The sequence below is a fragment of the Paraherbaspirillum soli genome, assembly GCF_042654985.1.
GTDB classification, from domain to species: Bacteria; Pseudomonadota; Gammaproteobacteria; order Burkholderiales; family Burkholderiaceae_D; genus Paraherbaspirillum; species Paraherbaspirillum soli.
This window is the reverse complement of the sequence record NZ_JBHSMT010000005.1, coordinates 139,111-160,359: the sequence shown is the minus strand read 5'-3', so window position 1 is coordinate 160,359 and position 21,249 is coordinate 139,111. Positions and strand designations below refer to the sequence as shown.

Below are 21,249 nucleotides of genomic sequence, written 5' to 3'. Positions count from 1 at the left end.
AACAAAAAATGTCTTGTTGTTCTTCAAACGCTACATGTATATAACACAACTTCTTTGAGGCAGAGCCATTGGGAATTGCGCAAGAGCACGGTTTCCCAAAAGTAAGCAACGCGCATTGTAACTAATCGGCATTGCGTCCGATCCGGGTTTATTGTGGGTTCTGACGTTTCACACTTTCGCCAGCGCCAGGTGCACCGCCTCATCCACGCTCAGCGCGCTCAAGAATTCGGTTGGAAAGTCGGGGGCGATGGTGCGCTGCATGATGTCATACACCGGATCCTTCAGGCGCGCCAGCAACAGCCGCTTGCCGTTTTTGCCGACAAAGTTGGAAAAATCATGCAAAGCTTCCAGGCTGGAACTGTCCAGGTCAGGCGACTCTTCCAGGCTCAGGATCACGGTGTGAGCCGTTTCGCCGGCAGCGCTGATGGTGAGCAGCGTCTGATTCAGGATCCGCTCCGCATTGGCGAAAAACAGCGGCTCATTCGGACGCAGGATGATGATGCCGGGGATCGGCTGCGCTTGCGGATGGGTTTTCATATTGACAAAATCATGACCCTGGCCGAGCCGTCCGAGGATAGTGATGCTTGATTGCGAAAAGCCGCGCAAGATCAGCAACAGGCTGATGGCGATCGAGGCCAGCAAACCATCCAGTACCCCGAGCAGCAACACCGCAATCACCGAAACGACGACCACCAGGCGATCGCGCCGCCATGTGAAATAGGGCCGGAAGATGGCCGGGTTCAGGGTATGGCTGACGGCGTGGATCACGATTGCGGCCAGCACCGGTTCCGGCGTCAGCGCGATGGTTGGCAATAGTGTCAGGACGATCGCCAGCAGCACCAGGGCCGCCGCCCAGCCGGCCAGGCGCGATGTGGCGCCGGCGGCTTCATTGGCGGAAGTGGCGGAATAGCCGGCGCCGACCGGCATCCCGTGAAATAGTCCAGACAGTAGGTTGGCAGCGCCCAGCGCCAGCAAATCCCGGTTCGGCGCAACCGCATCGCCGTGCTTCATCGCAAAGCTGCGGATCGAGCCATACGATTCGGCGTACAGGATCATCACCATGGCAATGCTCAACTCGCCCAGGCGCAGCCATTCGGCATGCGACAGCAGCGGTAGCGTGGGTGTCGCCAATTGCAGATGGATGGTGCCGACCAGGGCCACTCCGTAGTGCGGCAAATCGAGCCACTTGCCGGCCGCGATGCCGAGCATCACCACCAGCAAACCGCCCGGCACGTGTCGCCAGCGGGCGAACAGGAACAGCAGGATCAGCGCCGCCGCACCGACGCCGATGCCGGCCCGATTCCAATGCGCAATCTGGCCGAACAGTTCCGGCAGGAAGCGGATCAGGTCGCTGTGCATGGTATGGATGCCGACCATGCTGGCGCTTTGCTTGAGCGTGATGATGATCGCCAGGCCGAAGGCGAATCCGCGCAACACCGGCTTGGCAATGAAATCAGTGACGCTGCCCATGCGGGTCGCTCCGGCCAGCACGAAAAACAAGCCGGTCAGCATCACCAGACCGATCGCCAGCGTCATTCTGAGCCCCTGGTCGCCACCGGCAATCGAGGCCGTGGTGGCCGCCAGCACCGCCGCCGACGACGAGGTGGCAGCCACGATCGCAAAGCGGCTGGTGCCGAGCAGACCGTAGCAAAGCAGCCCGGCGAACAGCGCGATCACCCCGGCCTGCGGCGGCAGGTTGGCAATGCTCGAATAGGCTACCGCTTCCGGCAGCAGCAAGCCGGCAATCGACAGGCCGGCCAGCAGGTCAGGCAGATACTTCCGATAGCCGGATTCGGGCGGATTTTCCTGGTCGGTATTGGCGCTTTGAGTGGCCATTTATTTGGCCGCAATCGGACCGGACCAGCCGGGTAGATAGTGTGCTTCCTGGCTATGCGCCAGTTGCATCGCCTTGAGCAACGCCTTGGCAAGATCTTTCTGCAAGCTGCTGCGCTTGATCCGCGGGCGAAAAAAATCGGCCCACAAAAACTCGCTGAACGGCGTCACATCCTTGGCGAAGCCGCCTGCGCGCCGCAACTCGCCGGCCAGGCTGCGATAGGGATCATCTCGTAACAGTTCGAGTTGGGGCGGCACCGCACTGAAATCGCGTCGCACGCCTTGGTCGTCATACGGATGCACCCATTGATGATGGTCCATCACGTTCCAGAAATGGGGCGGCTTCAGGATGGACAGGTCTTTCAGCGGCAGCGCCCAGACCGTTTTGACTTCTTCTTGCAACAGGGCCAGGCCAAAATGATGATGATCGACAATGTAGTGCCTTCCGTCCGGTCCGGTAATGCTGGGAAACCAGTGACGATCCAAAGCCGTAGCGCGGGCTTTTTTGCCGAGCTTGCTCCATTCCTTGCGCTTCTGCACCACTTCCTCCATGCCGACCGTCAGTTGGGTGGGGTGCAGTTGTTCGAGCTTGACGCTGATGAGCTGTGGCTGGGGGCGTGTCATGCGACTCTCCTGAGGGGAAGGGGATGTCGTGATTTTATGCTGTTTGGCAATGATTGCCAGAGCCAATCTGAACGCCCAAAGATAGGCGCCTTGCGGCGGCCTATCTCGATCGGATCGAACCGTGCGTTAGTCAGTACCGCCGGACGATTCAATGATGCCGCCGCCCAGGCAAACGTCGCCGTCGTACAGCACCGCAGATTGTCCCGGAGTGACGGCCCATTGCGGGGCGTCGAAGTGCAGCGCGAAATTTTCCGCATCCAGCTGCTGCAGGCTCTGGAAGGTGCAGCCCATATCCGCCTGGCGGTAGCGGGTCTTGGCCGACAAGGTGGCACGTTCCGGGGCCTGGCCGGAGATCCAGCTGAGTTGTCCGGCTTGCAGGGTGGACGACAACAGCCAAGGATGGTCGTGGCCCTGCACGATGTACAAGGTATTGTTTGCGACATCTTTCCTGGCGACGTACCAGGGGTCGCTGTCGCCATCGGTATTCTTGTGCGATTTCATGCCGCCCAGGCCGATGCCCTTGCGCTGGCCCAGCGTGTAAAAGCTGAGGCCGACGTGCTGGCCGACGGTATCGCCGTCCGGGGTTTTCATCGGGCCCGGCTGATACGACAGGTAACGATTCAGGAATTCGCGGAACGGCCGCTCGCCGATGAAGCAAATGCCGGTCGAGTCTTTCTTTTTGGCATTCGGCAGCTGGATTTGCTCGGCGATTTTGCGGACTTCGGTTTTTTGGATTTCACCTAGCGGGAACAATGTTTTGGACAGCTGCGCCTGATTCAGTCGATGCAGAAAATAACTTTGATCCTTGCTGGCATCGACCGCTTTCAATAATTCAAAAAGGCCTGACTCGGCTTGCCGGACGCGGGCGTAATGGCCGGTGGCGATCAGGTCTGCCCCGAGTTTCATCGCATGGTCGAGGAAGGCTTTGAACTTGATTTCCGCATTGCACAAAACATCCGGGTTGGGCGTGCGGCCGGCTTGGTATTCGCGCAGGAATTCGGCGAACACGCGATCCTTGTATTCGGCGGCAAAATTGACCGCCTCGATATCGACCCCGATCACATCCGCCACGCTGACCGCATCGATCCAGTCCTGCCGGGTCGAGCAGTATTCGGAATCGTCGTCGTCTTCCCAGTTCTTCATGAACAGGCCGATCACTTCATAGCCTTGTTGCTTCAACAGCCAGGCCGAGACCGACGAATCGACGCCGCCCGACATGCCGATCACCACCCGTTTTTTTGCATTAGACATTGGCAACCCCACAGACGCTTGGATGGGTGTTCAGCATGGACAGCGGCGCTCGTTGACCGCGCAGGTAATCGTCGATGCATTGCAGCACTTGCGGGCTGCGGTGGCGTTCCTGGCAAGCCGCCAGCTCGTCGCGCGTCATCCACATAATGCGCAAAATGCCGTGATCGAGTGCTTGATCGTGCTGTGCGCCAAGTTCGCCGCAGAAGGCGAAACGCAGATAAGTGACGTTTTTGCCGGAACGCGCCGACACGTAGCGCGCCATGTACATGCCAACCAGCGCAGAGGGAGTAAAATCGTGCGCCGTTTCTTCCAGCGTCTCGCGCACCACGGCCTGGATCAGCGATTCGTTGGGGTCCAGGTGGCCGGCAGGTTGATTGATACGGATGCCGTCACTGGTTGCTTCTTCAATCATTAAAAAGCGGCCGTCGCGCTCGATGATTGCGGCGACCGTGACAGAGGGTTTCCAAACGTCATTCATAAATTCCTCGGATAATCCGCTATTTTAACGTGCCTGCCGAATGCAGGGCGGGACCCAAGCCTGCGGGAAATAGTCACTATCGGGCTCGGCTTGTTGCAGTGCAATTATTCCGTGTAAGATTCCGTTAAGTTTTTTTCACATTAATAGGAGAAGTACATGAAAATCGGCATCCCAGCCGAGACGCTGCCTGGCGAAACCCGGGTGGCAGCGACTCCGGAAACAGTAAAAAAATTGGTTGCTGCAAAGCATCAGGTCCTGGTGCAGTCCGGTGCCGGCACCTTGTCCAGCATCACCGACCAAGCCTACGCGGCGGCAGGCGCCCAGGTGGTGAGTGCGGCGGAGGCGTTTGCGGCGGAAACCGTGCTCAAGGTGCGCGCTCCCAGTGCCGAAGAACATGGCTTGCTGAAAAGCGGCACGGTCGTGGTCGGTATGCTGAATCCTTTTGATGCCGAGAATATTGTTGTTATGGCAAACCACGGCCTGACCGCGTTTGCCCTGGAAGCGGCGCCCCGTACTTCGCGCGCGCAATCGATGGATGTGCTGTCGTCGCAAGCCAATATCGCAGGCTATAAGGCGGTGATGGTGGCGGCCAATACCTACCAACGTTTCATCCCGATGCTGATGACCGCGGCCGGTACCGTCAAGGCGGCCCGCATGCTGATCATGGGGGCCGGGGTGGCCGGCTTGCAGGCGATTGCGACCGCCAAGCGCCTGGGGGCGGTGATCGAAGCCTCCGACGTGCGGCCGGCGGTCAAGGAGCAAATCGAATCGCTGGGCGCCAAATTCCTCGACGTACCCTTCATTACCGACGAAGAAAAAGAATGCGCCGAAGGCGTTGGCGGCTATGCGCGGCCGATGCCGGCCGACTGGATGCGGCGTCAGTCCGAATTGGTGCATGAGCGCGCCAAACAGGCCGACATCATCATCACCACCGCCCTGATCCCCGGTCGCAAAGCACCGGTGCTGATCGGCGAAGAAACCGTCAAGGCCATGAAGCCCGGCTCGGTGATCCTCGATATGGCGGTCGAGCAGGGCGGCAACTGCCCGTTGTCCGAAGCCGGCAAGACCGTCATCAAGCACGGCGTCCACATCATCGGCGCCGGCAATCTGGCAACCCAGGTGGCGGCCGACGCATCGGCGCTGTATGCCCGCAACGTGCTCGACTTCCTGAAGCTGATCGTCAATCCGGAAGGCGGCCTGAGCATCAATCGCGAAGACGATATCGTTGCCGCCACTTTGTTATGCAGCGGCGGCGAAGTGCTGCGGAAGTAATCAACACCTCATTACCGATTTTTTAAGACCGCGCAAGTACCGGCATTAACCGGGAATTGCGCACACAGGAGAAGTAAACAATGCAACGCATCATGCTGCGCGCGAAAATCCATCGCGCTACCGTCACCCAAGCCGACCTGCACTACGAAGGTTCGTGCGGAATTGATGAAGATTTGTTGGAAGCAGCCGACATCCGCGAGTTCGAGAAGATCGAGCTATACAACGTCAACAACGGCAAGCGTTTCTCGACCTATGCCATCCGCGGCAAGCGCGGCAGCGGCGAAATTTCGCTGAACGGCGCGGCAGCCCGCTGCGCCCACCTTGGCGACCTATTAATCATTTGTACCTATGCATCACTCAGCGCAGCCGAAGTAGAAACACATGTACCCAAAGTAGTGTTTGTCGATGACAACAACCGGATCACCGGCCTGAAAAAAATGTAAGCAAAGAAGAGCGGCGTCGAGCAATCAACGCCGCTCTTCACACATTAGGGGAAATCATGGAAGTCACGCACACCATCACCAACCTGATCATCTTCGTACTGGCGATCTACGTCGGTTACCACGTGGTTTGGACCGTCACACCCGCACTGCATACGCCGCTGATGGCGGTGACCAACGCCATTTCCGCGATCATCATCATCGGCGCCATGCTGGCCGCCGGCTTGACCGAAGGTTTGGTCGGCCAGATTTCCGGCACGCTGGCGGTGGCGCTGGCCGCGGTCAACGTCTTCGGCGGTTTCCTGGTGACACAGCGGATGCTGGAAATGTTCAAGAAGAAAGAGCCGAAAGCGAAAGCCGTCGCCGGCGCCAGCACTGCTAAAACTAACAGCATAGAGGGAGCCCACTAATATGAGCATGAACCTCGTCACCATGTTGTACCTGATCGCCTCGGTCTGCTTCATCCAGGCGCTCAAGGGTTTGTCGCATCCGAGCTCGGCCCGGCGCGGCAATGTATTCGGGATGGCGGGTATGGCCCTCGCGGTCGTCACCACCATCGCACTGATCATTAAATTGAAGGCCAACTTGCCGGCGGCCGGTTCCGGCTTCTGGCTGGTCACCGGCGGCGTGGTGGTCGGCGGTGCGATTGGCGCGCTGCTCGCCAAACGGGTCGAAATGACCAAGATGCCGGAACTGGTCGCGGCGATGCACTCGCTGATTGGTTTGGCGGCGGTGTGTATCGCCGTCGCCGCGGTGTCCGAGCCGTGGGCTTTCGGCATTGCCGGCTACGGCGAAGCGCTGCCGACCGGCAATCGCATCGAATTGTTCATCGGCACTTTCGTCGGTGCGATCACTTTCTCCGGCTCGGTGATTGCGTTCGGCAAGCTGTCGGGCAAATACAAATTCCGGCTGTTCCAGGGCGCGCCGGTCAGCTTCAAGGGCCAGCACTTCCTCAACCTGATGCTGGCAGTGGCGATGCTCGGCCTGGGGATTATTTTCGTGCTGACCCAATCCTGGCTGCCGTTCATCCTGATGGCGATCATCGCCTTCATCCTGGGCGTGCTGATCATCATCCCGATCGGCGGCGCCGACATGCCGGTGGTGGTGTCGATGCTTAACAGTTACTCGGGTTGGGCCGCTGCCGGCATCGGTTTCTCGCTGAATAATTCGATGCTGATTATCGCCGGCTCGCTGGTCGGTTCGAGCGGCGCGATCCTGTCCTACATCATGTGCAAGGCGATGAACCGCTCGTTCTTCAATGTGCTGCTGGGCGGCTTCGGCGGCGAAGGCGGCGCTGCGGTGACCAATGGCGCGCAACAACAGCGCCCTGTGAAGTCGGGCTCTGCCGACGATGCCTCGTTCTTGATGGGCAATGCCGAAACGGTCATCATCGTCCCCGGCTATGGCCTGGCGGTAGCCCGTGCCCAGCACGCGCTGAAGGAGCTGACCGAGAAGCTGACCCACAAGGGCGTCACCGTCAAATACGCGATTCATCCGGTGGCAGGACGGATGCCGGGACACATGAACGTGCTGCTGGCGGAAGCCGAAGTGCCCTACGATCAAGTGTTCGAGATGGAAGACATCAACGGCGAGTTTTCGCAGGCGGACGTGGTGCTGGTGCTGGGCGCCAACGACGTCGTCAATCCGGCCGCCAAGGACCCGAAATCGTCGATTGCCGGCATGCCTATCCTGGAGGTTTACAAAGCCAAAACCGTGATCGTCAACAAGCGCTCGATGGCCGCCGGTTATGCCGGTCTGGACAACGAGCTGTTCTATATGGACAAGACCATGATGGTGTTTGGCGATGCGAAAAAAGTGATTGAGGATATGGTGAAGGGCGTGGAGTGAGATTGTGGGCAGCTCGAAAAACCTACTGCAGGGTTTGGCAAGCCCGCCAATCTCGGGCCTGTGATGCTCGCCGTACCCTCCGTACGGCTGCAGGTGTTGCAACATCGTCGACCCGACCTTGGGCCGCTCGCTACGGTTTTTCGAGGTGCCCTTGTTGTCTTGAACCGAAGCCGCGCCGGGTAAAACTGGCGCGGCTATGGCACGGCCGGATGTAGAATCATCGAAACTTCAATCTCAAACAGCTTCAACAGCGATGAGCATAATGAAATTGCCTGAAGGAAGTTAATTTTCCTGCATTGCTTATCGCAACAAATGTTGCATGGCGCGATTTTTCTTAACTAAAGCACTCTTTGTTACTACTATGGAAAATGACCGCTTTGCTGGCGCATTGATCATTTAAGCAGCGGTTTCGCATTTCCAGTGTTCGGCCCGCAAGGGCAGTTTTCAAGCATCACAACCAGCTTTCGATACCTAAATCGTTTTAGGGAGGAAATCGTGATAAGCGAGACCGATGCGATTGCCATCTTGCTGGTGCTGACCCAATGCCTGATGTTTGTGGTCGGCTTGATATTTTTGATCAGCGGCCTGGACGACTTGTTCATCGATCTGTATTTCACGGTCAGGTCAAATTACCGCAACTATTTTGTACTGCCCAAGTACGCTCCGATGACGGAGGACAATCTCCGCAATACTCCCGAACAGCCGTTGGCGGTCTTGATCCCCGCGTGGGACGAATTCGCCGTCATCCGTCCGATGCTGGAAAACACATTGAGGTCGCTGGAGTACGCCAACTACACCATCTTCGTCGGCACCTATCCGAACGATCCACAGACTCAGCTAGAGGTGGAGAAGGTCCGGGAAAAACATAAAAACGTCCAGCGCATCGTCTGTCCGCACGACGGTCCCACCAATAAGGCGGATTGCCTGAACTGGGTCTATCAGGGGATCAAGCTTTACGAAAAAAATAAAGGAATTAATTTCCAGATTTTCGTGATGCAGGACTGCGAGGATGTGATTCACCCCTTGTGCTACAAACTGTTCAATTACCTGATCCCGCGCAAGGACATGGTGCAATTGCCGGTGCAATCGCTGACCGGCAAGTGGTACAAATTCACCGCCGGCCATTATCTGGATGAGTTTGCACAGGCGCATTACAAGGACATGGTGGTGCGCGAAGCGCTCAACCACAGCATCCCGGCCGCCGGCGTCGGCTGCGCCTTTAGCCGCCGTGCGTTCGACACGGTGGCCGGCTCCAATAACAATCAACTTTTCAGCATTAACTCGCTCACCGAGGATTACGACTTTGGCTTCCGGCTGAAAGTACATGGCTTGAGCCAGATATTCGTCAGATTCGCGACCACTCGTCTGGTCATGCGCAAAAATTTCTGGAGCAGGAAATCCCGCTTGGTGCCAACCAAAGAAATGGTCTGCGTGCGCGAGTATTTTCCCGCAGCCTTCGGCGCGGCCGTGCGGCAAAAATCGCGTTGGGTGATCGGCATTGCACTGCAAGGCTGGGCCAACCTGGGCTGGGCCTGGGACGGCGGCACGAAATATATGCTGTTCCGCGACCGCAAGGCGTTGATTACCAACCTGGCCAACATGCTCGGCTACCTGGTGCTGCTGATTGTGGTCAGCCTTTGGTTGATCAGCTGGATCAGCCCCGATGCCTATCGTTATCCGCCTTTACTGGAAGAGGGCGGCTTCCTTTGGTATCTATTGCTGATCAACGGTGCATTCTTCATGTTGCGGGTGTTTCTGCGCGGCTTCTGCGTGCAAAGACTGTACGGCTGGCGCGAGGCCTTCCTGTCGGTACCCCGCATGGCCTGGGGCAACGTGATCAATTTTATGGCGACCTGCCGCGCCATCAAGCTGTATTCCCGCTATTTAAGAACGGGCAAGCTGATTGCCTGGGACAAAACCACGCACCATTACCCGTCAGAAAATGAACTGCTGTCGTACCGACGCAAGCTCGGCGACCTTTTGCTGGATGCACGCGTCATCACGGTCGAGCAATTGAATTCCGCGTTGCAGCAGCAAAGGCAAAAGCAGGAACGCTTGGGAAAAATTCTTGAAGAGATGGGTTGCTTGAGTGAAGAAGATATTGAAAATGCGCTGAGCCGACAATAACAGGGACGTCTGAATGATAAAAAAGAAAAGGAAACAAAATCCGCTGGCGATGCGCCCCGAGCCACTATGTGCGTTCGCTATCGCCGTTGCATTGAGTGCCGGGATAGTGCCGGCAAATGCGAATGACGGCGAGCCCGGCATGGCGGCGGCAAGCACGGCCACCACCAGGGCGGAAGAAAACTGGTTCGAGTCGAAGTTTCGTACATTCCGTACCTATCCCCATCTGGATCGCGCTTATCGGCTGATGGATCAAAATCGCCTGGCCGATGCCAAGGCCGAACTGGAGCAATATCTGGCGATTGATCCGCGCGACGACAATGTACGCATAACGTATGTCATCTTGCTGCACCGGATGAAGGATTTTGGCGCGGTCGTATCGCAATCGGAAATAGTGCTGCGGGCGCAGCCGAACCGGGCGGTGGCACGCATCTACCGGGGCCTGGCGCTGCAGTCGCTGAATCGTCTGAATGAAGCCTTTGCCGATTTCCAGAAAGTCGCATCCGATCCCCAGGCAAGCAAGGAAAACCGCGTGTTCGCAGCGCGCAGCGCCTATGCGACGGCGTTGAAGCGCGGGGCGCAGAATGACCAATTGACGGCGCTGGATCAACTGGCGACGATGGCGCCGGATTTCGATATCCATATGCGACGCGGCGATTTGCTGGCCGCGCTGGGACGAGCGGCAGAAGCGGAGGCCGCTTATCACGATGCGCTGAATCTCGACGCTGCCGCCAACGCCCAGCGCGCCCGGGTCTACCGTGCTCTCGGCGAGTTGGCCAAAAAAAGCGGCGATCTGGCCGCCGAGCGCAAGAACCTCGCACTGGCGCTGGAACTGGATGCGCGCAACCCGGCCCTGATGCGGGAGCTGGCCGATGCCGCTTATCTGGCGAAGGACTATCCGCAGGCGATAGCCTGGATGCGCCAATACCTCGCCGTGGCGACGCCGAAAGCCGCTGATCACGAGTTTCTCGCCAACCTGCTGATCGCGCAAAAAGACGATAACGGCGCACTAGTCGAGCTGACCCGTGCGGTCGAACTGAGCACCAAAAAAGAAGACCTGTCCCGCCTGTACCTGAACCTGGGGCAACTGTATGCCCGGATCGGAAAATATCCGCAGGCAGCGGCCGCTTTCAGGCACGCGAATCAAGCGGTGGAAACACCTCAGGCGCGTAATTCGCTGGAACAAACCCGCTTGCTCGAACATAAAGAACAGACTGAGCTCACGCTGCGCAAACTGCAGCAGACCATGCAGCAGTCGCCTTCCAGCGGCGCCGCGCTGCAGTTGGGCCGGTACTACGCCAAACTCGGCTATGACGACCTGGCCTTGCCTTACCTCGAACAAGCGTCGCGCGACTCTACCGCGTCGGATCTGCATCTGGACCTGTATAAACGCTACGCCGCACGCAACGACAGCAAGAACGCCATGCGCCACCTGGAAATTGCCGCCCGCAACCATGCGCCGGAGCTGGAGTGGAAACTGGGCACGATCTACGCGGCTTCCGGCGATACCGCAAAAGCGATTGAGCATCTGGAGCAAGCAGTGCGGCAACCGCTGTCGGCAGAACATCGCCGCACTGCCGACCAGCAACTTGGCTACTTGTATGGCGCGCAACACAAGCTGCAACAGGAAGCCGCGGCCTTTCGCAATGCCATCGACGCAGGCTTGGGCGGGGCGCAAATCCATTTGGACCTGGGACAGACTTTATTTCAACTGGGACTATGGAATGAAGCGCGCCAGCAGTTCAGCGCAGCCCTTGAGATCCAGCGCACGCCGCTGGCGCTGGTCTATATCGCACGCTCTTACGATGAGCTAAAGCAACCGGGACTGGCGACCGAGTACTTGCGGCTCGCATTGGAACAAATCGACCGCCTGCCGGCGCCGGAGCGCAAGTCGCTGTATGACGAACTGGGATATCTATATATGCAGCAAAAGCAGTATCCCGAGGCCGAAGCGGCATGGAAGCAATCGCTGGCGCTGCAGGACGATCCGGTAATCACGCTGCGGGTCGGCATCGCCCAGAGTCTGCAAAACCGGCCGGCGGATGCGCTTGCCACCGAACAGAGCATTCCGGCCGGCAAGCTGCCGCAGGAGCTGGAGGCCGCGCGCGAGGATGAACTGGCGCTGGATTATCAAAAGACCGGCCAGCAGGAACCGGCCATGGCTGCCTTGCTGCGGGCAAATGCGCTACAGCCCAGCACCGAGCGCGCCTACCGGATTGGCGCTGCCTATCTCGCCAATAACCAGGCGGACGCTGCGCTGCCTTACCTGGAACAGGCCTACCAGCAGCAACCGGCATCGCACCAATACGCCGAATCGCTGATATATGCCTACAACCGCAAGGGCCGCTACACCGACGCCACACGGTTGTTCGAGCAGACGCTGGCCGACGATCCGGAGCATGCCGGCATGCGGCAGGACATCGCTTATGCCTACCTGCACAGCGACGACAGCGTCAATGCTGAGCGTTGGTTCAAACAAGCCATCGACTACCGCTACAGCACGATCGTGGAACAGCCGGGCACGATGGATGAAGACCTGTACCGGCTGCGTTCGGAACTGGGCAACCTCAACAAAACCTTTGAAGTCGGCCTTTACCAGTCGTATCGCGCCAACAACCATGCGGCGAACACCTCGTTCAGCCCGTCGCCGGGATCGATCAACGGCGGCCTGATCCCGTCGCAAGGCGGCCTCGAAGCGCTGTATAAACTGCCGGGAGCCGGCGTCAACGGCGACTGGACCTGGCAACTGTTCAGCCGCATGCTGTGGAGCAATGAGCCCGGCAGCGTAGCGATTCTCGGCAAGTCGCTGCAGGGCGGCCTTGGCGCGCGAGTCAAGCCGTTCAGCACGCTCGACTTTTACGTCGGCCTGGAGCGCTTGGTGAAGATCGGCAACCAGGCCCAGGACGACTGGCTGCTGCGCAGCAGTATCGGCTGGAGCGACGGTTACGGTTTGAAGCCGAACCAGGCTTCCTGGAACATGACCACGGTGTACGGCGACTTCGGCTATTTCTTCCGCAACGGCGGCACCGAAAGCGTGTACGGGGAAGCGCGCCAAGGTCGCACCTTTAATGTCGCCAACAAACTTCTTATCACGCCGCATCTGGTGATCGACGGCCGGCATCAGTGGCCCGACCCATTCGACACTTCGTATTTCGAAGGCGGCGTCGGGGTCTCGTTCAAATATCTGTTTAACGAGACGCGCTACGAAGCCACCCGCTCCAACATCGATTTCAATATCCAGTACAAACACGGCATATCGCCTCGACGTGGCGACGGTTGGGTCTTCACATTGGGGGCCAGGTTTTAATGGGCGCCCCGATAGATGGCAGCAGGAAAGTCTGGGATCGGCGTCAGTTTGGCCGCACATTGGCAGCGGCGGCGGTATCGCTGGCGCTGCCCGGCGCGATCGCTGCGGCACCGAAGTTCGGCCTGCAAGGAACCTTCCTGCAATTGCTGAACGTCCACATCGGCTGGACGCGTCAGGATTGGACCAGGCTGTTTGCCGAGTTTAGCCAGCTGCGGCTATCGACCTTGGTGGTGCAATGGTCCGTGCACGACGAAACACCGCTGTTCAACCAGCCGCAGCACGCCGTCAATGCGAATGCGCCGCTGGAAATGATTTTGAGCATGGCGGACGCCGCCAATATGAACGTTTATCTGGGGTTGGTGCACGATTCGCAGTATTGGGAGCATATCAAGCAAGCACCAGAGCAGGTCGAGGCCTACCTGCGGCAACTGCTGGACCGCTCGGCGACCACCGCCAGCCAGCTGCGGCCGCTGACCAAGGCGCATTCCTCGTTCAAGGGCTGGTACATCAGCCAGGAAGTCGACGATCTCAATTGGGAAAAGCCGGCGCTGCGCAGCGCCCTGATTGCGTATCTGGAACAGTTGAGTGGTTTCCTGCGCGTATTGACCCCGGAGGCGCGCATCAGCATGTCGGGATTTGCCAACAGCGGCACCGATCCAAAACAGCTTGAGGATTTGTGGCAGGCGCTGCTGGCCGGGGCTAGGGCGATTGATCTGGTTTTTTTCCAGGACAGCATCGGCGTGGCAAAGCTGTCCCTGGCTAAACTGCCGGACTATCTGGCAGCGGTCGGGCGCGCAGTCGATAGCCATCTGCGCGTACTGCAGACGGTGGTCGAGGTATTCCGCCAGGATCATGGAGCGCCGATCGATAACCAGGCTTTCCATGCGGTACCCGCCAGCCTGGAACGGATCGAACATCAGATCGAAATCGCCCGCAATTATTCATCGGGCATCATCGCATTCGGCATTCCTGAATACATGTCGGCGTCCGGTACGCCGGAAGCTGCCAGCCTGTTCAGGGATTACCTAGTCACTAGCGAAAATTCAAAAAAATAATCAATGCGCCAAAACGACAATCGGCACAGTAGGGCACTACCCCATCATCCCTGACTGGTCAATGTCACGGTAGGGTACTTCCCCATCGTCCCTGGCTGGTCAATGCCACAGTAATTCGGGTGTTTGATCTAGCCGCGGTTACGTACGCTGATGCCGGACCCAGTCCTAGTTAAATTGACATTTTCGCCTATACTTTTCAGCACAGCCTTTGAGAAAAATAGGCACTTTCTGCCTGATTCCGAATTTGCATTTTAGGGAGATGGATCATGGTTGCTGTCAAAAAAAACCTCGCATGCAAGCCGGTTCAGACCCCTCTTTATCCTGACGTGCGCGAAGTGCCTCAGCGATGTCGTTCCAGGCCGGCATATCCCACATCAAAAGTTCGCATCGGCAGCAACAAGATTCAACGTTTCAGCCCAATGTGAAGTGAAATTGGCGTTGAAGCATTCATCATCAACCTGAGAACATCATGAAATCAAGACGAAAAATATTGCTGTGTATTCTCATGGCTTGCATGGGTACGGCTATCGGTTTTTCTGCATCCATTAATGCTATGGATGTCAAGATTGCCCCGCCGCCACGGCCGGCTTCCAGCACGGAGATTAAACCGGGCGAGTCGCATCAAGAACGAGATAAGGTCAGGCACGGGCACCATCACAAGGGGGACGTCAAGAAAAGTAAATCCATGGATGATGAAGATGTGAAAGGTGGTCGGTCATGAAAAAGATTGCAGCCATTTTTATATTGATCGCCGAGCTATTTTTGCTTAACCCGTCGCCGGCAGTCGCGCAGGTTGCGGCGCCACCGATCAAAGTACTGATTCTGTACGATGCGCCGTCCCCGGACCCCTATGAGAAGCTGGGACTTTCCTACGCAATCATGCTGCGCAATTTGATTGGACACTTCGACAGCAGCGTTGATCTGGTGCCGATACAAAACTATACGGCCGGAAAGCTCAATTCATATCAAGCCACTTTCTATTTGGGTTCGTATTATGACAATCCGATTCCGGCCGCATTTCTTAACGATGTCTCTGCCACGCAAAACACTGTCGTTTGGTTCAAGTACAACCTGTGGCAGATGGCATGGAACCCGACCTACAATTTCAACGTGCATTACGGCTTCAGCTTTAACGGCTTGAAAGGTTTGAATGCAGCCCCCACATCAAGCAACCCGACGCCAGGCTTCTTCGATACTGTGGCCTATAAGGGCAAGTCGATGCTCAAGTACTATGCGTACGATGCTGCGAGCGGGACTGTGAACGCCGATCCCGACGTCGGCATCACGCAAATAATCGACACCGCCAAGGCCAAGGCGTTGGTCACTATCAGCAATAGCAAAACCTCCGAGCAGGCGCCGTATATTGTCCGCGCCGGCAATTTCTGGTATTTCGCCGACCTGCCATTGTCATATATCGGGCCGCGCGACCGCTATCTGGTGCTGTGCGACATATTGCACGACATCGTGGGCGACAACCAGGGTGAAAGCCATAAAGCTCTGGTGCGACTGGAAGATGTCGATGCATTGGTCTCGTACAGCACGGTGAAAACGTTGACCGACTATATGCTCGGCAAGAAAATTCCATTTTCGATTGCGACTATCCCGCACTATATGGACCCGCTCGGCGTCTACAACAACGGGATTGCGGAGGAGGTGCCAATGTCGCAAGCGGGGAATTTGAAGAGGGCATTGAATTACGCGCTGGCGCGCGGCGGGAAAATCCTGATGCATGGGTATACCCATCAATACGATTCGATGAGGAATAAGAATACCGGGGTCAGCGCCGATGACTTCGAGTTCTGGAATGCCGTGCAAAATACGCCGGTGGCGGAAGATTCGACCGCATGGGCATTGGCGCGTCTGCAGGCCGGCTTGGCCGAATTCAAGACTAACGGTTACGCGACGCCATTTGCCTGGGAGGCGCCGCATTATCAGTCTTCACCGCTGAGTATGAGAGCTGTTCCGCTAGTGTTCAACACGACCTATCAGCGCGCCGTTTATTACACCTCCGACACGCCTAACTTTACGCTGGCCCAAGGCAAGGATTTTGCAGTCGGGCAGTTTTTCCCTTATGTCATCAAGAAGGATTACTACGGCCAGCGGGTCTTGCCGGAAAATCTGGGGAATATTGAATACGATATACACACGATCGATCCGTATTCAAATGTTGTCTACACGTGGCAAGATCTTTATCTGAATGCCCAGTACGCGATGGTGGTAAGAGATGGATTCGCATCGTTCTTCTTTCATCCATTCTGGCTGGAGTCGTCGTTGAATGTTCCGGGATACAAGGATTTCCAGAGCTTAATTCAGGGTATTACGGGATTGGGGTACACGTGGGCTGATGCCAGCACGCTTCCATAAGTCGTGCATCTGTCCACCAGGCGAATTTGATTTCGCTGGTGGACAGCAATATTTCGCTTCCCGTTATTGGATTTACGTTGCGAGCTTGACGTGTTCCGGCGGCAGGGGAGTTTCAACGCTGAATTCGTCAACGATGGCTCCCGTCAGCGCCGCGACGATGCGCTGTGCCGCCAGACCATCGCCATACGGATTGCGGCGATGACCGGATTCGTACCAGGCGCTGTCATCGTCGTAAAGCCGGTTGACGGCCCCGACTATCCGGGCTGTATCGGTGCCAACCAACTGTACCGTGCCGGCGGCCACCGCTTCCGGCCGCTCCGTGACGTTGCGCATGACCAATACCGGTTTGCCTAGCGATGGAGCTTCCTCCTGCACGCCGCCGGAGTCGGTCAATATCACATGAGCACACTGCATCAGCCAAACAAACAGCAGATAGTCCACCGGTTCGATCAGATGCACATTCGGCAGGTGCGACAGCGCCGCCAGTACCGGTTCTTGCACATTCGGATTCAGATGCACCGGATACACGATCTGTATATCGGGACGTCGCGAGAGTTCGGCCAGCGCCGCGCAAATGTTGGCGAAGCCCGCGCCGAAATTCTCGCGCCGGTGCCCGGTCACCAGCAGCAATTTGCGATCCTTCCTCAGGTAAGAGAAATGTTGATCGAGACGGTGGCGCAATGGGTCGTCCCGGCTGATTCGCTCCGTCGTCAGGCGTAGCGCGTCAATCACGGTGTTGCCGGTCACGAAGATGCGGCCGGCGAGATTTTCCGATGCGAGATTCATCTTGGAACTTGCAGTCGGGGCAAACAGCAGATCGCACATCGCATCCGCCACGCGTCGATTCATTTCTTCCGGCCACGGCTGGCTCAGGTCGCCGGTCCGCAATCCGGCTTCGACGTGGGCGATCGGTATGCGTCGATGAAATGCCGCCAAGGTGCTCACCATCGCGGTGGTCGTGTCGCCGTGCACCAGCACGCGATCCGGTTTGACCGCATCCAGTACCGGGTCGAGCGCGGCAAATAAACGAGAGCTAAGGCCATTTAAGGTCTGGTCCGAGGTCATCACATCGAGCTTGTAATCGGCATTGATTTCAAACAGGTCGAGCACCTGTTGCAGCATGCTGCGATGCTGGCCGGTGACGCATACCGCCGAAGTGATGCCCGGGGTGCCGGCGAGAGATTTCACCAGCGGCGCCATCTTGATTGCTTCCGGACGTGTTCCAAAAACAGAGAGAATTTTCATGGCGCACCCGACTGTTCAGATTAAGAATCGTCTTGCCAGGTGAAGCTTCGCGAGCTGTCGCAAATCACAGCGCTGCGAATCCGGGCAAAGGTATCAGGAAATGTTGCTGATATCTAAGCACTGGGATTTGCCGCGGTCAAGTACTTTCGGGGAGTCCTGTCAGCGTCGCCCAAACATCATCTGTTCGGCCAGCAACCGTCTTGCCGGTTTAACCACGTCGACCAATCCCAGCGATAAGCCCAGCAGGGTTTGCGATAAAGCACCGTCCGGCGCACTGGCAAAGATGCGCGCCATGACATCGGTCAAGCGAATCGTCAAACTGCGATCGGTCTTCCTGAGGTCGGCAAACTGTCGCAGCGTCGTCGGCGACGCTGCCCGTGCCAGCAGCCGGGCCAGCACCGCGGCATCGCGCAAGCCCAGGTTGAGCCCCTGGCCTGCGACCGGGTGCAGTGTTTGCGCCGCATTGCCGATCGCCACTGTCCTGGCCGATGCGGCCGGATGGGCATTCAACCCGAGCGGGAAGCTGTTGCGTGGCGTGGTCTGGATAAAACGTCCGAGCCGGGTGCCGAAGGCCTGCCCCAGCGCCGCCAGGAATGCGGCATCGTCCAGCGCCAGCAAGGCGGTCGCCGTGTCAGGCCGCACACACCATACCAGCGCGTAATTATTGCCGTGCGCGTCATCCTGCGGCAGCAGCGCAAGCGGTCCCTGGTCGGTGAAGCGTTCGAATGCGCGGTGCGCAATCGGTGCGCTGGCCTTGACATGGGCGACGATCGCCACTTGCTCGTAATCGCGCCGCAAGGACTTTTCGCTTTGCTCGCCGAACAAGCCGCCTTCGGCCTGCACCATCAGCGCGCTGCTCAGCATGCGGCCATCCGCCAACTGTAATTCCACCCGTTCGTCGCGTTCGTTGCTGGCGCCGACTTGAACTGGCCGCAGCAGCTTGATTTCAGCCAGCGCCGGCAGCGTTGCCAGCGCCGTGACCAGGGTGCCGTAGCGCGTGACATAGCCGAGCGCCGGTAGTTGGAATTCATCGCGCTCGATCAGCGTGCGGCCGAAATGGCCGCGGCGCGAGACGTGGATCTGGTGAATCGCGGTGGCGGCCAGCGGCCATGCGCCGATTTCCTGCAGGATCTGGCGGCTGCCGTAGGACAAGGCCAGCGAGCGCGGGTCGTGGCTCGCCTGTTGCATCGTCTTGGCATCGATCAGCGCGATGCGGGACGGCGTTACACCGCGTGTGACCAGCATCGCGGCCAGACTCAGGCCGACCGGGCCGGCGCCGCAGATGGCGACATCGACATCGGTGTCGCTGGCGGCCGAGATGACAGACTTGCTCATTTGCGCATCAGTGCTTCAATGTCGGCGACGGCGCTCGGCACATGGCTGGTGAGATTTTCGTGGCCGTCTTCGGTAATCAATATGTCATCTTCGATGCGGATGCCGATGTTCCAGTACTGCTCCGGCACCCCTGCGGCCGGGCGCACGTAAATGCCGGGCTCGACCGTGGTGACCATGCCGGGCTGCAGCTTGCGCCACGGCTTTTGGTCGCCTTCCGGCACGGTTTCGGCCAGCTCGCGATATTCGCCGACGTCATGCACATCCATGCCGATCCAGTGCCCGGTGCGATGCATGTAAAACTGCCGGTAATCGCCGTTGGCGATCACGGCGTCCAGCGTGCCGACTTTGTTTTTGTCGAGCAGGCCGGTATCCAGCATGCCCTGCGCCAGCACCCGGACAGCGGCATCGTGACCGTCGATGAAACGCTTGCCGGGACGGGTCTCGGCAAGCGCCGCAGCTTGCGCTGCAAGCACGATTTCATACAGTTCCTTTTGCGGACCGGAGAACACGCCGTTGGCGGGGAAGGTGCGGGTGATGTCGGAAGCGTAGCTATCGAGTTCGCAGCCGGCATCGATCAATACCAGGTCGCCGTCTTTCAATTCGGTATCGCTGGCGCGGTAATGCAGCACGCAGGCATTGCTGCCGGCGGCGACGATGGAGTTGTAGGCGGGAAATTGCGCGCCTTGATGGCGGAATTCATACAGCAGTTCCGCTTCCAGCTGGTACTCGCGCAGCCCGGGGCGAGCGGCACGCATGGCGCGGCAATGGGCTTCCGCTGCGATCCGGCCGGAGCGCCGCATGATGGCGATTTCACCGGCATCCTTGAATAAGCGCATTTCATCCAGCAACAGATTGACGTTATGGATGCTAGCCGGCGCGCTGACGCCGACGCGAGATTGCGCGCGGACGCTGGCGAGCCAGTCTTGCAGCTGACTGTCGCGATTGCTGCCCAGCGTGTAAAAAATGGCAGGCGTGTCGGCTAGCAGCTTGGGCATTTCGGTATCGATGGCGGCTATCGGGAATGCGGCGTCGAAATGCAGTTTCTCACGCGCGGCTTCCGGGCCGAAACGATAGCCGTCCCAGATTTCGCGTTCCAGGTTTTTCTCGCGGCAAAACAGGATGGCTTTAGGATTTTTGCCGGCGACTAATACGATCACCGCATCCGGCTCGGTAAAACCGGAAAGGTAATAGAAATTGCTGTCGTGACGGTAGGGAAATTCGGAGTCGGCGTTACGCGTTACTTCCGGCGCGGTCGAAATAATGGCGACGCCGCCACCCATGGCCTGCATCTGGGCGATTAGCTTGGTGCGTCGTGTGCTGTAGGGTGTCATGCTGGCGTCCGGTTGATTGTTATTGGTTGTCTTGGAAGTTTTACAGTGGTGCGTTCAGCTGATTCAAGCGTTCCACGGTGCCGACGTCGGTCCATTCACCGCGATACACTTCGCCGCCGACCTGGCCGCGCGCGGCATATTCGCGCAGCAGCGTCACCAGTTTGGCCGTTTGACCGGCAGCGATGGCGTCGAACATCGCCGGCCGATAGACGCCGATGCCGGAGAAAGTATGGCGTGGCTGGCCTTCGTTGCTGATCGAAAAACTATGCAGGCCGAAATCACCTTGCAAATTGTGCGCCGGATTCTTGACCAGATACAGCCAGGCCACATCGCGCTGGTCGAGCGGGTAGGGATTGCCCCAGACGTCTTTATCTTCCAGCGTATTCTTGACTTGTTCAAAGTCGAAATGTGGGCAATAAATATCGCCTGCGATCGCGACGAACGGTTCGTCGCCGAGCAGGTGGCGGGCATTGGCGATGCCGCCGGCGGTTTCCAGTGCGGTGGCTTCTGCCGAGTAGGCAATGGTGGCGCCGAATTTGCTGCCGTCGCCGATCGCATCTTCAATTAACTGGCCCAGATGGGCGTGGTTGATGACGATCTCGGTAATCCCGGCACGCACCAGGTTCACGATGTGCCAGACGATCAACGGGCGCCCGCGGACTTTCAATAACGGTTTCGGTGTGGCATCGGTCAGCGGGCGCATGCGCTCGCCGCGACCGGCTGCAAGAATCATTGCTTTCAT

At 58.2% G+C, this 21,249-nt stretch carries 17 protein-coding genes; 9 read left to right on the top strand and 8 right to left on the bottom strand.

The window, feature by feature from the left end; translation table 11 throughout:
- Window positions 1-168 precede the first annotated feature (168 nt).
- From ACFPM8_RS01635 to ACFPM8_RS01620, 4 genes are all read right to left on the bottom strand, one after another.
- The gene (locus ACFPM8_RS01635; RefSeq protein WP_378994287.1) at window positions 169-1,836 is read right to left on the bottom strand and encodes a SulP family inorganic anion transporter; all 1,668 of its coding nucleotides are present in this window, start codon (window positions 1,834-1,836) and stop codon (window positions 169-171) included.
- Window positions 1,837-2,457: a ParB-like protein gene (locus ACFPM8_RS01630; RefSeq protein WP_378994285.1), complete on the bottom strand. Its 621-nt coding sequence runs from the start codon at window positions 2,455-2,457 to the stop codon at window positions 1,837-1,839.
- Window positions 2,458-2,583: 126 nt separating this feature from the next.
- Window positions 2,584-3,708 carry a tRNA 2-thiouridine(34) synthase MnmA gene (gene mnmA / locus ACFPM8_RS01625; RefSeq protein WP_378994283.1) on the bottom strand — a complete coding sequence of 375 codons (1,125 nt, stop codon included), beginning with the start codon at window positions 3,706-3,708 and terminating at the stop codon, window positions 2,584-2,586.
- Window positions 3,701-4,186 carry an NUDIX hydrolase gene (locus ACFPM8_RS01620; protein ID WP_378994281.1) on the bottom strand — a complete coding sequence of 162 codons (486 nt, stop codon included), beginning with the start codon at window positions 4,184-4,186 and terminating at the stop codon, window positions 3,701-3,703. Before ACFPM8_RS01620 ends, mnmA begins: the two co-directional genes overlap by 8 nt.
- A gap of 156 nt (window positions 4,187-4,342) precedes the next feature.
- Here ACFPM8_RS01620 and ACFPM8_RS01615 point away from each other — a divergent pair, with 156 nt between their 5' ends.
- From ACFPM8_RS01615 to ACFPM8_RS01575, 9 genes are all read left to right on the top strand, one after another.
- The gene (locus ACFPM8_RS01615) at window positions 4,343-5,458 is read left to right on the top strand and encodes a Re/Si-specific NAD(P)(+) transhydrogenase subunit alpha (protein ID WP_378994279.1); all 1,116 of its coding nucleotides are present in this window, start codon (window positions 4,343-4,345) and stop codon (window positions 5,456-5,458) included.
- Window positions 5,459-5,538: 80 nt separating this feature from the next.
- Entirely contained in the window at window positions 5,539-5,901 is a 363-nt protein-coding gene (gene panD / locus ACFPM8_RS01610) for an aspartate 1-decarboxylase (RefSeq protein ID WP_378994277.1), read from the top strand.
- A 56-nt stretch (window positions 5,902-5,957) separates the two neighbouring features.
- Window positions 5,958-6,308 (top strand): NAD(P) transhydrogenase subunit alpha part 2, encoded by a 351-nt coding sequence (locus ACFPM8_RS01605; protein WP_378994275.1) that lies wholly within the window; start codon window positions 5,958-5,960, stop codon window positions 6,306-6,308.
- A 1-nt stretch (window position 6,309) separates the two neighbouring features.
- Window positions 6,310-7,746: an NAD(P)(+) transhydrogenase (Re/Si-specific) subunit beta gene (locus tag ACFPM8_RS01600; protein ID WP_378994272.1), complete on the top strand. Its 1,437-nt coding sequence runs from the start codon at window positions 6,310-6,312 to the stop codon at window positions 7,744-7,746.
- Window positions 7,747-8,241: 495 nt separating this feature from the next.
- Window positions 8,242-9,873, top strand: coding sequence for a glycosyl transferase family protein (locus ACFPM8_RS01595; protein ID WP_378994270.1), 1,632 nt, complete (start codon window positions 8,242-8,244; stop codon window positions 9,871-9,873).
- A 13-nt stretch (window positions 9,874-9,886) separates the two neighbouring features.
- On the top strand, window positions 9,887-13,177 hold the full coding sequence (locus tag ACFPM8_RS01590) for an NfrA family protein (protein WP_378994268.1): 3,291 nt from the start codon (window positions 9,887-9,889) through the stop codon (window positions 13,175-13,177).
- Window positions 13,177-14,232 carry a DUF4434 domain-containing protein gene (locus tag ACFPM8_RS01585; protein WP_378994266.1) on the top strand — a complete coding sequence of 352 codons (1,056 nt, stop codon included), beginning with the start codon at window positions 13,177-13,179 and terminating at the stop codon, window positions 14,230-14,232. The genes ACFPM8_RS01590 and ACFPM8_RS01585 overlap by 1 nt, the downstream gene beginning before the upstream one ends.
- 469 nt (window positions 14,233-14,701) lie before the next feature.
- On the top strand, window positions 14,702-14,953 hold the full coding sequence (locus ACFPM8_RS01580; protein ID WP_378994264.1) for a hypothetical protein: 252 nt from the start codon (window positions 14,702-14,704) through the stop codon (window positions 14,951-14,953).
- Entirely contained in the window at window positions 14,950-16,596 is a 1,647-nt protein-coding gene (locus ACFPM8_RS01575; protein WP_378994262.1) for a DUF2334 domain-containing protein, read from the top strand. Before ACFPM8_RS01580 ends, ACFPM8_RS01575 begins: the two co-directional genes overlap by 4 nt.
- 72 nt (window positions 16,597-16,668) lie before the next feature.
- On the opposite strand, the gene wecB is transcribed toward ACFPM8_RS01575, so the two are convergent.
- From wecB to murU, 4 genes are all read right to left on the bottom strand, one after another.
- Window positions 16,669-17,841: a non-hydrolyzing UDP-N-acetylglucosamine 2-epimerase gene (gene wecB, locus ACFPM8_RS01570; protein WP_378994260.1), complete on the bottom strand. Its 1,173-nt coding sequence runs from the start codon at window positions 17,839-17,841 to the stop codon at window positions 16,669-16,671.
- Window positions 17,842-18,000: 159 nt separating this feature from the next.
- Window positions 18,001-19,176: a UbiH/UbiF/VisC/COQ6 family ubiquinone biosynthesis hydroxylase gene (locus ACFPM8_RS01565; protein ID WP_378994258.1), complete on the bottom strand. Its 1,176-nt coding sequence runs from the start codon at window positions 19,174-19,176 to the stop codon at window positions 18,001-18,003.
- Window positions 19,173-20,507 carry a Xaa-Pro aminopeptidase gene (gene pepP / locus ACFPM8_RS01560; protein ID WP_378994256.1) on the bottom strand — a complete coding sequence of 445 codons (1,335 nt, stop codon included), beginning with the start codon at window positions 20,505-20,507 and terminating at the stop codon, window positions 19,173-19,175. Before pepP ends, ACFPM8_RS01565 begins: the two co-directional genes overlap by 4 nt.
- A 40-nt stretch (window positions 20,508-20,547) precedes the next feature.
- Window positions 20,548-21,249 carry an N-acetylmuramate alpha-1-phosphate uridylyltransferase MurU gene (gene murU / locus ACFPM8_RS01555; RefSeq protein ID WP_378994254.1) on the bottom strand — a complete coding sequence of 234 codons (702 nt, stop codon included), beginning with the start codon at window positions 21,247-21,249 and terminating at the stop codon, window positions 20,548-20,550.